The 16,896-nt window shown below is 63.5% G+C and carries 1 protein-coding gene; it reads right to left on the reverse strand.

Annotation, left to right across the window (positions count from 1 at the left end; translation table 11 throughout):
• Positions 1–102: 102 nt before the first annotated feature.
• Positions 103–16,812, reverse strand: coding sequence for a non-ribosomal peptide synthetase (locus M1L53_RS04685; RefSeq protein WP_054188088.1), 16,710 nt, complete (start codon positions 16,810–16,812; stop codon positions 103–105).
• Positions 16,813–16,896 lie beyond the last annotated feature (84 nt).

A 16,896-nucleotide genomic window follows, 5' to 3' on the forward strand; every position in this document is an offset into this window, starting at 1 on the left:
ATGTCCCGAAGTAAGTAGCAAAGGCTACCCTTAATGAGGTGAGGGTATCAACACTGTGAGCCCCCGTATAGCGGTCGACCCCACGGAGCGATGCGACGTATGTCATAGTTTTGCCCCCTCGCTCGCGTCATCCCCTTCGGCGGCGACTGCAGCCTCGATCACGTCGACCAATTGACCTGCCCATACGCGGACTGCACCCGCATCGACGCGGTCGGCACGGAACCCGAGAGTTGCAAAGACAGGCCCATCGCCCACCGGCTCGTAAAAACTCAACGTCACATCTGCCTCGGGCACTCCCACCGGAATCGGTACGAGAGAACCGAAGTCGCCGAGCCCGTCCAAATCGGCCTGTTGATGATGGATCACCATCACCTGAGGCCTCATGGACGCCGGATTACCCAGCGCCTGCTCGACATACACATATGAGACGTCCTGATTGCTCAGCGCTTCCAGATTGTTTTCCCGGATGCGAGCCAGCAAGTCTGCAAACGTCGGACTACCGGACGTATCCGTGCGCAGGAGAACAACATTGAAGAACGATCCGATCATCGGTTCGAGACGGGGATCCGACCTGCCCGCAACCAATGAACCGATGGGAAGATCAGTACCCGCGCCGGCCTTCGTGAGAACGCTGGCCAGTGCGGCCTGCAGGACCATGAACATACTCGTGCCGGTGCGCGCAGCCAGGGCGTCGATTCCGGCGTGCAGACCCGCGTCGATGTCGACGGCGATCACGTCACCTCGAGGCTCCGAGTCACCTTCCGGCAACGGAAGATTCACACTGGTCGGTATTCCGTCGAGCGCATCCCGCCAATATGCAAGTTGCTTCGACGCACGGCTGTCGACGTCTCGGGGGTCTCCCAACAGCTCGTCCGACCACACGGTGTAATCGGCGTACGTCAATGCAAGCTCGTCCCAAACCGGTTGATCTCCCTGCGACCGGGCTGCATAAGCAGAGACCAGATCTCCCAACAGCGGCACTACTGACCACTCGTCGACGGCGATGTAGTGCATGACGAGAAGCAGTGTCCTAGAGCCGTCTTCACCGAGCACCAGATGAACCCGCAACGGTGATTGCTCACGCAGATCCATCGGAAGTTGAGCCAGTTCGAACACCACTCGACCCACATCGCCGGCGCCGACATCGACCACATCGACAGTCGGACGCACCGATTCTCTTGCCACGACGATGCCGTCGACCTCGACGAAGGTGGTCCGCAGGGGTTCGTGCCGCGAAGTGACATCGTCCAAGGCGTGCCCGAGAATCTCCGGATCGATCTTCGATTTCAGGGTCAGCGCCAGAGCGTGGCTTGCTTGCGGTTGCGCGCCGGACGCGCGGAACAACTCCCATTGACGACGTTGCGGCGCAGACAGACCCATCGTCTCGGGACGTTTCACCGCCGGCGCCAGGATCGGCCGCCTACCTTCCGAACGCGCGACGACGGCCGCCAACTCCGCAACACTCGGCGCGTCGAATACGTCTCGAATACTGACGTCCACGCCGAACGCTTCCCGAATGCGACCGACCAGTTTCATCGAAGCCATCGAATGGCCGCCGAGTTCGAAGAAACTGTCGTGGACTCCGACGCTCGGTAGCTGCAGGATTTCCGCGAACGCAGCCGCAACCGTGGACTCCACTGCCGTGCGAGGAGCAACATCACCCGCCAGCTCCGACCAGTCCGGAGTGGGCAACGACTTGCGGTCGAGCTTTCCGTTGGGCGTCAACGGCAGCGGACCGTCAAGGGCGACAACCATGGTCGGAACCATGTAGTCGGGCAACGACAGTGCCGCGAGGTTCCGCACTGCCGTCGTGTCGACGACGACACCGGGTTCCGGTGACACGTAACCGACCAGGCGCGTGATTTCGCCCTGCCGATCCGCGACGACCGTTGCCTGCTTCACCGAAGGATGAGCACTGAGAGCTCCGATGATTTCGCCCAACTCGATTCGGAAACCGCGGATCTTGACCTGATCGTCGACGCGGCCGAGGAAGTCGATGTTCCCGTCAGAGCGCCACCGCGCGCGGTCCCCGGTGCGATACATGCGATCGCCCGCGGTGAAGGGATCGGCGATGAATCTCTGTGCCGTCAGATCGAATCGGCCCAGATAGCCTCTCGCCAGGCCGCGTCCCGCGATGTACAGCTCGCCGGATACTCCCGGCGGAACCGGACGCAGTTGATCGTCGAGCACGTACGCCTGTTCGTTGGGGTCAGGGATTCCGATGGGCACGGGACCGTTCCAACCGGGTTCCGCCTGCCACAGTGTGTTGTTCACCGTGGCTTCGGTGAGTCCGTACGCGGCAAGCAAATTCAGCCGCTCCGCCCATCGCCCGATCAGCTCCGGTGGCACCGTCTCGGTTCCGACCAACACGGTGCAGCCCTGCGGCACTTCACATCCTGCCGGCAGAGCGGCCAGCAACGAGGGAGGGATGATCGCGTGGGTGACACGATTGCTCGTCATGAAATCGGTCAGCGCCGGACCGGCAACTCGTGCATTCTGCGGCACGATCACCAGGGTGCTGCTCGTGCACAGTGCCATCGCCAGCTCGAATACCGCGACGTCGAAGCCGACCGAAGCGAACTGCATCACCACCGAACCCGGTACCAGTCGCATCCGAACCTCGGCTGTGGCAACAAGACTCGGAATACCGTCATGGGAGAGGACGGCTCCCTTCGGCTTGCCGGTCGATCCCGAGGTGTAGATGACATAGGCAGCGTGGCTGACGCCAACTGGTGGCCGGGGAGTTTCGACGATCACTGCCTCGTCCAGTTCCGCACGGATCAGCGGATCGTCCAGGAGGATTCGCTCGACGCCGACCACATCCTCGATCCGCGAGCTTTCCTCCGCAGTGGACAGAAGTACCGAGGCGCGGGAATCGGTGAGCATGTATGTGATGCGCTCGCTCGGGTGACTCAAATCCAGGGGTAGATACGCGGCCCCCAGCTTGAGCACGGCGAGGACCGACGCGACCATTTCCACCGAGCGCGGGACGGCAAGCCCCACCACGTCTTCGACCGACACTCCGCGGCGATACAGCACGCCGGCGATCCGATCACACTGCTCGGAGAGTTCGCGGTACGTGGCCTGCCCCGCCTCGTCGCGCACCGCAATCGCCTCGGGCGTAGCAGCGACCCCACGCGCGAAAGCGTCGTAGAACGTCTCTTCCGGCACGTCGACGGCGGTGTCGTTGAACGAGGTGACAACTTGCTCGAGTTCGCCTGGCAAGAAGATGTCGATGTCGCCGATCTCGATGTCGGCCGATTCCACGACTGCCGCGATCACCGATTCCAATCGGTTCGAAATTCGCTGTGCTGTTTCGCGATCGAAGAGGTCGCTGCCGTATTCGAGTCGGACGTCGATGCAGCCTTCGTCGCCTAGGTACTCGGTGAAGTTGAACACCAGATCGAACTTGGCTGTGTACTCCTCGAGTTCGAACGGATCCCCTCCCATCTCCTCGCGGCTGTGATAGCCGACCATGACTTGGAACAGCGGGTTGCGTGCCAAAGTACGCGACGGATTGAGGCGTTCCACCACAGTTTCGAAGGGAACGTCGGCGTTGGCGAAGGCCTCGAGGTCTCTCTCACGAACGCGATCCACCAACTCCCGGAACGTCGGGTTACCTGACGTATCCGTGCGCAGCACAATCGTATTGACGAAGAAGCCGACCAGTTCGTCGAGTCCCTGCTCACTACGTCCGGCGACGGGAGCGCCGAGGGGAAGGTCCTCACCCGCTCCGAGCGCAGTCAGCAACGCCGCCGACGCCGCGTGCAGAACCATGAACATCGAACTCCGGCTCTCGCGCGCCAGATCTCGCAGTGCAGCAGTTGTCTCCACGCCCAACCGTGTCACCACTGCACCACCGGAGAAACTCGGTCTGGCCGGTCGACTCCGGTCGGTGGGAAGCAGCAGTTCTTCGGGGGCTCCGTCCAAACTCTTCGCCCAGAAGTCCAACTGCGTGCTCAGGATGCTCGACGGATCTTCAGGGCTGCCCAACAATTCCCGTTGCCACAGAGTGTAATCCGCGTACTGAACCGGAAGCGGTTCGAAAATTGGATCTTCGCCCTGGATCCGAGAGGAGTATGCCGACATCAGATCGCGCAGGAATGGCCGATCGGACCATTCGTCCGTAGTGATGTGATGCAGGACGATCACGACCACTACGGCACCGTCCACCTCGGCACCGTCCACCCGGATCAGACGTGCGCGGATCGGAATCTCGTCAGACAGGTCGAACGGACGACCCGCTGCCACGGCAATTTCACCGGCGACACCGGATTCGTCTCGATGAACTGTCTCGACCGGAATCGTCGCCGATTCGAGAATTATCTGCTCCGGCGATCCGTCCACCAACCGGAACACCGTACGCAGGGATTCGTGTCGTTCAACGACGTCGCCCAGCGCCGCGGCGAAGACGTCCGCGTCCAATGCACTGTCCAAGCGGAGCACGATCGGGAAGTTGTAGGCTGCGGAGTTCTCTTCCATCTGTCCGATCAGCCACAAACGCTGTTGAGCGGCAGAAAGTGGAAGGTGGTCCGGCCGCGGCTTCGCTACCAGCATCGGTCGAGTCGATCCCTGCTCGGCCACAATGCGTTCCGCGAGTTCCGCGACGGTCGGCGCTTCGAAGAGATCACGCATGGTCAGACTGTTCGGAAGGGCGATCCGAGCTCGACTGATCAGTTTGGTGGCCAGAAGCGAGTGCCCACCGAGGTCGAAGAAGTTGTCGTCGACCCCGATATCGTCCACATCGAGTACGTCGGAGAAGAGGTCGCAGAGGACCTCTTCCGTGTGGTTACGCGGTGCGATCGACTCCCCACTCCGCTCCCCCAGCACCGAATCGGCGGTGGGCAGTGCCTTGACGTCGAGCTTGCCGTTGACGGTCATCGGTAGTGTCTCCACCTCGATCACCACGGCCGGAACCATGTAGTCGGGTAGGAGAACTCGCGCCTGCGCGCGGTAGTCGTGCCCGGCGCCGAGTCGCACGGGTGTCACGTAGCCGACGAGCCTCTTGACTCCACCTGCCCCGACGTCGACCACCACTGCCGCTTGCCGCACATGTTCATCGGATTCGAGAACGGAGACGATTTCGCTCGGCTCGATGCGGTGACCTCTGATCTTCACCTGATCGTCGGTGCGGCCGAGGAAGTCCAGGTTGCCGTCACCGCGTCGCCGCACGAGATCCCCGGTGCGGTACATACGTCCTCCGGTCCCAGCCGGATCTGCGACGAAGCGCTCGGACGTGAGCGCGAAGCGTCCGAGGTAGCCGCGAGCCAAACCGGCTCCGGCAATGTACAGTTCGCCGGCAACTCCATCGGGGACCGGACGCAGCCAGCCGTCGAGAATATGCGCGGCGGTGTTCCAGATCGGTTTGCCGACGGTCGGGGTGTCGCTGTCGAACGTTCCGCCACCGAGCGTGTTGATCGTGTATTCCGTCGGACCGTAGAGGTTGTAGCCCACGGTTCCCTCGGTGTCGCGCAGCCTGTTCCACACCGAATCCGGAACGGCTTCACCGCCGAGCAGGACCAACGGCGGGCGGTGGTGTCCCACACCGTCGTCGAGAAGCCCGCTGTCGATCAGGTGCGTCGCGTAGGTCGGTGTCACGTTGACGACGTCGATGTCCAGTGCGTCGCAGTATGCAACGAGTGCCTCGGCATCACGACGCAGATCCTCGTCGCAAATGTGCACCTCGTGGCCTTCCACGAGCCACAGAAGTTCCTCCCACGACATGTCGAAGGCGAAGGACACGGTGTGCGCGATCCGCAGGCGCCGGCCCGCCGCGGCGATCACGGGTTCGAAAATCGCCTCGCGGTGGTTGAACTGCATGTTCGTCAAGCCGCGGTAACCGGTGACCACGCCCTTGGGCTTGCCGGTCGAACCGGAGGTGTAGATGACGTACGCGGGGTGGTCGAGTCGATGCGGTGCCCCCGGAGCGAATGCTCCGAGTTCCGACGCGGAGAGTGCCCGCGCCGAGATCGTCAGTCTCCTTGCTGCTGTATCTGGTTCGTCGATCACGATAGTGCGGACGTCGGCTCCTTCGAACCTCGGTGAGGCCGAAACGGTTGTCAGCAACACGACAGGATCCGCGTCGTCGATCATCACGGCCAACCGTTCGGCCGGATGGTCGAGTTCGAGGGGTAGGTAGGCAGCACCCGTGCGCAATACCGCGAAGAGCGCGACGACCATGTCCACCGAACGTGGTAGGCCAAGAGCGACAATCTTTTCCGGGCCGGCGCCGCAATTGATCAGCAACCGCGCCATCCGGTTGATCTCGCCGTCGAGATCGGCGTAGGTCATCCGGCGCTTCCCGAACACGAGTGCCGTGTCGTTCGGTTGCGCCGACGCGACTTCTTCGAACAGGTCGGCAATGGTGCGCTCCGGCAACTCCCGGATCTGCGTCTGCTGCGCTACTGCGGGAACCGGAGACGCAACAACCGATCCCGCCATGTCCTGCGACCAACTCTGCAGCAGGTCGACGAAGTGACGCAGTAGGTCCTCGGCCCGGCGCGCGGTCACCAGATGCGGATGGAACTCGAACTTGACGTTGACGGTGGCACCCGGTGTGACCACGACGGTCAGCGGATAGTGCGTGTGATCGATACTGTCGCTTCCACTCACGTCGTGAGCGGCGTTGAGCGCGTGGACTTGCCTCTCGTCCACGAAGTTCTGCAGGACCATCAGCACGTCGAAGAGTTGACGATGCTCGGAAACACGCTGGATCGATGCCAGACCGAGGTAGTCGAAAGGCATCAGCGAAAGTCGATCCGCCTGTGTCCGACGAAGAAGTTCCTCGACGCTCTCGTTCGGATCCAGTTGCAGCCGAACGGGAACGGTGTTGAGGAACATTCCCACCACGGTGTCGATTCCCGGTACCTCCGGTGGCCGTCCGGCAACCGTGGAGCCGAAGACGACGTCCTGTCGACCGGTGGCCGACGCCAGCACGAGGGCCAGCGCTGCATTCAGTACCGTGTTGAACGTGACGCCGGACGCGGCAGCGCGCTCACGCAACGCACGCGAAAGCGTTTCCGACAGAACCGCATCGCGGCGATCCGGAAGCTGAACTTCGACGCCGGGCATCGGCTCGGCAACAAGCGTCGGCTCCTCGAGTCCTGCGAGCGCTCCGCGCCACCCCTCGTCGGCGGCTGCACCGTCGCGATCGGCCAACCAGGCGAGGTATGTCTCGAACGACCCCTCGGGTTCGCCGAATGCGCTGTCGTCGCCGCCGGTATCGTAAAGCGCCAGAAGCTGACTGACGACAAGGCCGTTGGACCAGCCGTCCCACAGCAGGAACTGCCTGTTGATCACCAGACGATCCTGGCCGCCGGGCAGATGCAGCACACTCATACGCCACAGCGGCGGCGCGGTCAGGTCGAATGGCGTCACTCGGTCTTGGGCGGCGACGGCCTCGGCACGCTCACGAGCAACCGAGACGTCGAGTTCACGGAGATCGTGGACGACGACCGGAACATCGAGTCCAGCGCTGAAGAACTGCACCGGCTCGTTCAGCCCTTCGCTCACGAAACCCGCTCGCAACGTGGGATTTCGTCGTTGAAGTGTCCGGGCGGCCGCAGCCAACCTGTCGACATCGAGGGTGTGCCCGAAGTCCATCGAGAACTGTGCCGTGTAGATGTCCCCACCACTGCTGCTGTCGCTGCTGCCCGCGTAGCCGGCTTGGAAGTACAGGCCTTCCTGCAACGGTGAGAGTGGGAGGATGCTGCTGACACCTGCCGGACTCGCATCGGCTATCGCGTCGATCTCGGTCTGACTCAGGTCGAGCAACGTCACATCGGACGGGGTCAGAATGGGAGGCCCGGCGTGACGCGCGGCCGCAGCCGCCAGATCGCCGAGGGCCGAAACCCAGCCGTCGGAGAGTGACTGCGCGTCCTCCTCGGACAAATCTTCACTTGCCCAGGCAAACTCGGCGCGGAGCCCCGAATCCACGCTGACGACATTCACGATCAGTCGGTACGGGCCTCCCATGTCTGCGTCGGGATCGGTGGACAAGGCTTCGGATTCCGCTGCCAAGGACCATGCTGTCGATCCAGCTGTCGTCGTACGTCCGAGATAGTTGAACAGGATCTGAGATTCGGAGCGCCCCGCCAATGTCGATGCCGTGCGGGCATTCACGTATCGCAGCATCCCGTAGCCGATACCGCCGTCCGGAGCCGCCCGCAGGCTCTCCTTCACCTCGCGTAGCGTGTCCACCGGGTCGATTCCGCCGTGCAGCCGCATCGGGGCAATCGTGGTGAACCAGCCGACTGTTCGCGACAGATCGATGCCCGCCACCAACTCCTCGCGGCCGTGCCGTTCCAGATCGACCAGCAGTTCGTGCTCACTGCGGCCGGTGGAGCGGCGCCAGCGATCGACCGACATCGTCAGCGCTGCCAACAGAACATCCGTCCCCTCGGCACCCACCATTGCCGCAACCGATCCAAGTGCTGCCTCGGAGATTGCTCCGTCCACGGTGACCGTCCGCCTCGAGCCCCCGGATACGACGGCATAGCCCGCGGCATCGGGGATCAACTGCGCGCCCGGAGCGGTCACGGTCAGCCAGTGATCGAGTTCGGCAAATCGATGGGCACTGTGGGCGTGTTCGGCCACAGTGCGGGAGAAGGTGCGCAGCGAAGTTCCGACGGCATCCAGTGCGGCGGACTCTCCGGCTTCGACCGCCACCCAGGCCATCGCGAGATCCTCGAGCAGGGTTCCCCAGGAAACCCCGTCCACGACCAGGTGATGGGCGACGATCGCGAGCCGGCCCAGATTCTCCGCGCCACAATCGAACCAGACCACCGAGACCATACGCCCTGCAGACGGATCCAATCGACTGGTCGCTGCTTCGGAGTGCTCCGCAATGAGCGTTCGCAACTCGCCGTCGTCCAGTCCTTGCGCGTCGACTCGGGCGACCACGTCCGCTGCACGGACACTGCCGGGTTCCTCGACCCGCGCCGACCACATGCCGCGGTCGTGTCGGATCAAGGTTTGGCGAAGCCCGTCGTGGTGATCGAGCACTGCCTGCAACGCACTGGTGATCGAACCGAGAGATGTTGCCGGAGAGTGGATCAGAACTGCCTGGTTGAAGCGGTCGGTACCACCCGTCCATTCGGACAAGCGGTGAACCACCGGCAGCGGAACCAGCTCACCCACGCCGATGTCGGCCGTGACGGTGGCATCCGAGGTGGCGACATCACCCACCGCTGCAGCGATCGCAGCGGGAGTGCGCAATTCGAAGATCTGACGCGGGGTCAGCACTACCGAATCACGACGAGCCAGGTTGACCAGTCGGATCGCCAGGATACTGTCGCCGCCGAGAGTGAAGAAATCGTCGCGCACCCCGACACGGGGCAGTCCGAGAACCGTCGCGAAATGCCCGGCGAGGAGGTCTGCAACGCCCGAGGAAACCACTCCCGTCAAGTCGCCCACCTGTGCCGCAAAATCCGGTGCAGGTAGTGCTTTTCGGTCGAGCTTGCCACTCGGGCTCAGCGGCAGCGACTCGAGCCGCACGAAGGCACTTGGCACCATGAACTCCGGTAGCACTGACAACAACTGAGCTCGAACCGCAACATCATCAGCATCTCCGACCAGGTAGGCGACCACCTGTGCGCGGTTGCTCGGACCGTCGGTTCGGACGATCACGGCACTTGCCGTGACTCCGGGGCACAGCGCCAATTGCGCTTCGATTTCGCCGAGTTCGATTCGGAATCCACGAACCTTCACCTGCTCGTCGGCACGGCCGAGGTACTCGAGAACGCCGTCGGCATTCCACCGCACGATGTCACCGGTCCGGTACATCCGCGAGCCGCCGTCGCTGTACGGATTCGCCACGAATCGTTCGGAGGTCAATCCCCCACGTCCGTGGTAACCACGCGCCAGTTGTGGCCCTGCCAGATAGAGCTCACCGGTGGCACCGGCCGGGACGTTCTGCAGGTAGGGATCGAGAACCAACAGGCCGGTGTTGGCGGCAGGTGCGCCGATCGGGACGCTGACGGCGTCTGCCGGAGTTTCCTGCACCGACGGTTGCCAACTGACGTCGACGGCGGCCTCGGTGGGGCCGTAGAGGTTGTCCACCAGAGTATTCGGCAGGATCTCGGCGACCTTGCGTGCAACGTGAACGGGCAGTGCCTCACCGCTGCAGTTGACGATCTGGAGCGAAGAGCACAGTGCTGCTTTCGGCTCCGCGAGAAACACGTCGAGCATCGACGGAACAAAATGCACTCGGGTCACGGAATGTTCGACGATGACGTCGGCCAGATAGCCAGGGTCCTTGTGCCCGTCCGGCTCGGCCATCACGAGAGTTGCCCCCACCAGGAACGGCCAGAAGAATTCGGGAACGGAGACGTCGAAGCTCGACGGGGTCTTCTGCAGCATCCGGTCGGAGACGTCCATCGGACGTATCTGCTGTGCCCAGAGCAATCGGTTGACCACACCCTCGTGGTTGACCACAACGCCTTTGGGGCGACCGGTCGAACCCGAAGTGTAGATCATGTACGCGGCATCCGCGGGCGATCCTGGGACACTCAGCGGATCGGCGGGGAACTGCGCCGACTCCGATACCGTCACCCGCGGAACCGAACCCGAATCGAGTGAAGAATCTTCCGACACCACGACGCACACAGGATCGGCGTCACCCAGCATGTACGTCAGCCGCTCCGCCGGGTAGCCGGTGTCGAGGGGAACGTATGCTCCCCCGGCCTTCCCGATGCCGAGTATCGCGACCATCAGATCAAGAGAGCGAGGCAAGGCCACCGCTACCAACGATTCGCGTCCGACGCCACGTTCGCGCAGCAGATGCGCAAAACGATCAGCGCGAGAGTGAAGTTCGGCGTAGGTCAACGACTCTTCACGGAAGATCACTGCGGTGGCTTCGGGCGTACGCCCGGCTTGATCCTTCAGCAGCTCGGTCAGCGTTGCGCGCGGCCGATCCAAGGCCGTGCCGACGCTCCCCGGCTGTGCGGGTGCCAGCGCGATCCGGCCGATGACCTGATCGAGATCGCGCGAGAGCTCGGTGAGTACGACTGCGAGAGTTTCGGCCAGCGACGCAGCGGCGTCGCCGTCCACCTGAGCAGCGTCGTACTTGAGCTCCAACGCCAATCGATCGCCGGGGACGACGATCAGGGTCAACGGGTAGGCCGGTCGCTCGTCGAATCGAATTCCCGTCAGTCGCACCGAGTTCGTCGGATCAGCGATTGCCGTGTCACCGAGTGGATAGTTCTCGAACACTACGAGTGATTCGAAGTCCTGCTCCAGTCCGCCGGTCCGTCGCAGTTCGGGTAACCCCAGGTACTGATGGTCGAGTAGTTCCGATTGTTCCCTCTGCCAACGGGAAAGCGCTTGCGCGGCTGTCTCTGCCGGATCGAACCGCAACCGAGCCGGCACGGTGTTGATGAACAAGCCCACCATGGACTCGATCCCGGGCAGGTCTCCACCGCGTCCCGATACGGTCGATCCGAACAGCACGTCTGTTCGGCCGGTCATTCGGCCGAGCACCAGCCCCCAGGCGCCGTGCACGAGCGTGCTCAGCGTCAGGCCATGGGAGCGTCCGTTGATCGCCAGTGCGCGAGTATCACTGTCGGACAGCTCGACTCGGGTGGCACAGACGCCGCTGCTGCCCGCGCTCGGCGCGGGAAGTTCGACCGCGGGCCCGGGAGAGTTCAGCGCTTCTCTCCACACCGCTGCCGAGGCCTCGTGATCGTGGCGGGCCAACCATTCGAGATAGCTGCGGTACGGCGCCGGAGTCGGGAGCACCACGCCGGAGTCGCCAACGCTGTACGACGCCATCAGCTCCCGCAGCATCACCGGAACCGACCATCCGTCTGCGACCGCATGGTGAATCGACTGCAGCAGAAGGTACTTCTCCGAAGAGGCACGGACAAGCGTGTAACGGACGAGCGGCGGTTGCGCCAGGTCGAACCCGCGCGCGCGGTCGGCGGAAAGCAGTTCATCGACATCGGCGCCGGCCACCTCGACTACCGCCATCTCCACGACAGCGCTCGGGTGCACCACCTGCACGACCCGGCCGTCACCCAGGACCGAGAATCCGGTGCGCAGCGCCTCATGCCGATCGACGACGGATTGCAGCGCGCGGTGCAGCGCCGCACTGTCCACGGCTCCGGTCAGTTCCACAACCTGTTGCACGACATACTGATCGGCCCCCGGATCGGCAAACGCCGAATGGAAGTAGATCCCTTCCTGCAGCGGAGTGAGTGGGAGAATCTCTTCAGCCTTCGGTAACCCGTCCACGTCTGCCTGAGCGAGCGCCACCAGAGGGTAGTCCGAGGGTGTGGCTCCGCCGAAGGCTGCGAGCCCGGACACGGCCTCGAGCGAGTCCAGCCACAACCGCGCAAACTTGTCGATATCGCTACGCAGGAAGATGTTCGACGCCCAGGTCAGGGTGGCTCGCAGGCGTGGTCCACCGGCGGCGTCCTCGGCTACGACGTCGACAGACAACGCGTGACCCATCGGCATGGACGGATCGGCAGCACCGTCCATCGACACCGGGAACCAGTCCCCCTCCGCTGCGGCAGTGCGTCCCAGATAGTTGAGCACCACCTCCGGCGCTGCGAAACTACGCAACTGATCCGAGCCGCCGAGGTATCGCAATGCTCCGTACCCGAAGCCGGCGTTCGGGACCCGTCGAAGTTGCTCCTTGACGCTCTTGAGAACCCCCGCCAACTCGCCGCTCGCGTCGAGATCCGGAGCGGCTGTACCGATCTCGAGCGCCACCGGAAACACTGTGGTGAACCATCCGACGGTACGAGTCAGGTCGACGTGCGCATCGCCGTCACCGCGAACGATGTCCTCGTCGCGTCCGTGCCCCTCCAGGTCGATCGTCACCGATCCGGCACCGCTCCAACGGGTCAGCGCCACGGCAAGTGCGGTGACCAGCACTTCGCTCACATCGGCTCCGAACGCCCGTGGGACACTGCCCAACAGCTGATCTGCAAGTTCTGGAGGTAGGGTGATCGACCGCGCCGCAGCGGTGCGCGCGAGGTCAACTGCCGGGTCGAGTGCCCGACGGCCGAGAGATGCCCGTTGTGCGGACGTCACCGAGTCCCAGAACTCGATTTCCGAGTCCAGTCGCCCGGCTCCGACCGCCTCCGAGACGAGTTCGGCGTACCTTCGCACCGACGTGCCGACCGGAGCGAGTGCGGGTTCGTCGCCATTCATCGCTGCGATGCCGGCGCGCGCGAGGTCCTCGAGGATGATGCGCCACGAGACGCCGTCGACCACCGCGTGGTGGATGACAAGCAACAGCCGTCCGGGACCGGTCACAGGGCGGAACAGAACAGCGCTGACCATCGTGCCGTCGGCTGGATTCAGACGGCCGACAGCTCGCTCGGTCTCGGCGACGATCAGCGGTCCGCATTCTTCGAGCGGTGCCGGTAGTGCACGGGTCTCGAAGACCACAGCCGCTTCGTTTGTCTCCGGAACAAGCAGCGTTCCTTCGGAAGTCAACGTCGCACGAAGTGCATCGTGGCGCGCCACCAGGGCGTCGAGCGCCGACTCGGCGTGCTCGGAGGTCAAAGCTGACGGGGTCTGAATCAGCGCTCGCTGGTGGAAGGTTCGTACTGCGTCCGACACTCCGAGAACCTTGGCGGCAATCGGCGTCGTGGCTACGTGGCCGATCGGTTGGTCCGCGTGGTCGACGATCTCAGCCACTCGGGAGGACTGGGCACGCGCCATAGCCTCGGCGGTGCGCAGTTGGAACACCTCGCGAGGACTGATCGACAAACCGGCAGCACGAGCCGCGGTCACGAGTGAGATCGCGACGATGCTGTCGCCGCCCAGTGCAAAGAAGTCGTCGGTAACGCCGACCGAATCGAGGCCGACTGCCGACGCGATCAACGTGCAGAACTGTTGTTCGACTTCGTTTCTCGCAGCGACATGTGCACTCAGTTCGGCGAGATCGGGCTCGGGTAGCGCGCGACGGTCGAGTTTGCCGTTTGCCGTGAGCGGAAACTTGTCGAGGACGGTGACGGTGGTCGGGACCATGTAGTCGGGCAGCTTGCTCGCAGCCCACTCGCGAAGCTCACGTGAGTCGATCGCGAGGTTCGTCCCCGACGCTGCGCTCACGTAGGCGGCGAGATACTTTGCACCGGTTGGTGCTTGGCGCACCAGAACTGCCACGTGACGCACTGCGGGGTGCGAAATCACGGCGGCTTCGACATCCTCGAGTTCCAGGCGCATGCCACGAATCTTCACCTGATTGTCCGTGCGTCCGAGGAAGTCGAGGGTGCCGTCCGGGGCCCATCGGGCCAAGTCACCGGTGCGGTACATCCGGGATCCGGCCAGATCACCTGAGACGAAGGGATCCGCGACAAAACGAGATGCGGTCAGTGCCGACGCGCCGACGTATCCGCGTCCCAGCAGGAAGCCCGCGGCGTAGAGTTCGCCGCCGGTGCCGATCGGAACCGGCTGCAGGTCGCCGTCCAACACGTACAGGCGAGTGTTGGGGTTCGGCCGCCCGATGGAGGTCGCGATTCGTTCCGCGTCCTCTCGGTAGATCACATGGGAGACACCGATGGTCGCTTCTGCCGGCCCGTAGCCGTGATACAGCGTCGTGGACAGTTGGGCACGGAACCGGTCGAAGAGTTCAGGCGTGAGAACCTCACCGCCGCACCACACGTGCTTCAACGAATCTAGCTGATCGGTCTCGTTCGCCAGGTCCAGCAGTATGTCGAGCATGGACGAGACCAGGTAGACGAAGGTGACCGATTCTCCGGCGATCAGGTCGAGCAGGTATTGCGGGTCGCGTTCCCCCTCGGGCTTCGCGATCACCAATCGACCGCCGGAGACGAGCGGGAGCAGGATCTCGTTGATCGAGATGTCGAACGAGAGTGGGGCTTTGAACAAGGAGGCATCGCCGGACCCGAACCCGAGAATCCGCTCCCGTTGCCACAGCAACCTTGCGCAGATTGCCTCGTGGCGGATCATGGCGCCCTTCGGACGTCCGGTCGAACCGGACGTGAAGATGACGTATGCGAGTTGGGCACCGTGAATACGAATGTCGGAGGTCATTGTCTCGGACAGGTCCGAGGGCCCGTCCTCGTACGCCCACGCGGAGAGATCGACCGGAACGAAGTCGTCTACACCGTCCGAGGTGAGCACCAGTGTGGCGCCCGCGTCGGCAAGTACCGATTCGCGGCGTTCGGCAGGCCATGACGGATCCAGCGGAACGAAGGCACCACCGGCACACATGACGGCCAACAACCCCACCACCATCTCGGCGGATCTCGGAAGCCCGATCGCCACAACGGTTTCGGTCGCGACACCGCGAGAGATCAAGTGCGCGGCGAGCTGTGATACCCGACTTTCGAGTTCGCCGTAGGTCAGCCGGACGTCGCCGTCGACCACGGCGACAGCGCCCCGATCGGCAGAGAAGCTGCTGCGCAACAAATCCGGCACCGTCGTGATTGGCTGCGGCTCTGCGGTGTCGTTCCACCCGTGGAGCACGAGTTCTCTCTCCGCGAGCGACATGGGGTCGAGTGCCGAGATCGGAAGCTGCGGCTCGGCTACGAATCGATCGAGGAACTGTTCGATTCTCGCGGTGTGATCGGCCAACTCCCTGTCGAATCCGGCCGGGGCGCGGACGTCGATCTCGATCGGCTCCCCGTCCTGACCACCGCGCACACTCAGATCCAGGTCACTGACTCGACCGGTTACCGAATTACGCACGCGCACCGGGCATCCGCCGAAGGTGAGTGTGTGTTCGAACATCATCGAGTTGATGCCGGGGCCGAAGACCTGACGGTCGGGATCGATCGCCCGAATGTCGCGAGCAAGATCCTCACCTCGGTACCGCCCGTGCTTGAGAATCGAGACCAGGGCGGTGTCGAGACGAGTTGCCAACTGGCCGATGCTTTCCGAGCGTTCTACCCGAATACTCAGCGGCAAAATCGTCGACGCCATCGAAGGAGTGCGACGCATGTCGCGCCCCACCCGAGCGGCCATCGGTACCGAGACGACAACGTCGTGCTGTCCCGTGGTCCGCGCAATGTACGCGATCAGCGCGGCCATGGGGAGACGAGTTCGTCGAATCCCGGCGTCGGCCGCATAGCGATAGAGCTGTGCCGCGCGATCAGCGTCGAGCGTGAGCATCGCTGAGATCGGCGGCAGCGAATCATCCACCTGCCCATGCAGAATCCGCGTCGCTTCCGGTCCGGATTCAACGCGCTCGGCCCAGTACTGACGGTCGGTCTGGAATCGCGGAGAGTTCCGGTAATCCAGATCGGCTGCAACCACGGCGTCGAGTGACCACTGCGGCGCGGCAGTCCCGAGATTCGGATCGTCGTATCGCTCGGCGACGTCGGCGACGATGAGCGAGATGCCGTACCCGTCGACCACGCTGTGGTGATAGCGCTGATACCAGATGACTCGGTCGTCAGCGGTCAGCAGAAGCACCTGCCGGAACAGCAGATCGTCCGGACCGAAGACCCGAGCCATGTCGGTGTCCATCCACGACTGCGCAGTCGAATCGGGATCCGCCTCGGCCCGAAGGTCGAGAATTTCCACGTCCCAGCGCGCATCCGGAATCGGCACCTGGATCAGCTGGTTGTCGGCATCGACCTCGAAGTGCACGAACAGCGCTTCGACGCGTCCGACGCTGGCCTCGATCGCCGCTGCCGCGCGCTCGATGTCGATCGTGCCGTCGACCTCGACGACAAGTCCGATGTTGTAGACCGGACTGCTCGGATCGACGTTCTGAGCAACCCACACCTCACGCTGAGCGGCCGTCGCCGGGAGCGCTGCGTCCAGATCGGCACCGCCCGATACCGCCGGGTGAGCTACCTGAGAGTGGTCAGACATCAAGAATCCGATCATCGTCGTTCATGCTCATCGAACGACGAACACCCTCGCAAGTTTAGGGTAGGCTACCCAGGAACGTGAAGGTGCGCTCCCGCCCTT

It is taken from the genome of Rhodococcus sp. T9N (assembly GCF_024436645.1).
Lineage (GTDB): Bacteria > Actinomycetota > Actinomycetes > Mycobacteriales > Mycobacteriaceae > Rhodococcus_F > Rhodococcus_F qingshengii.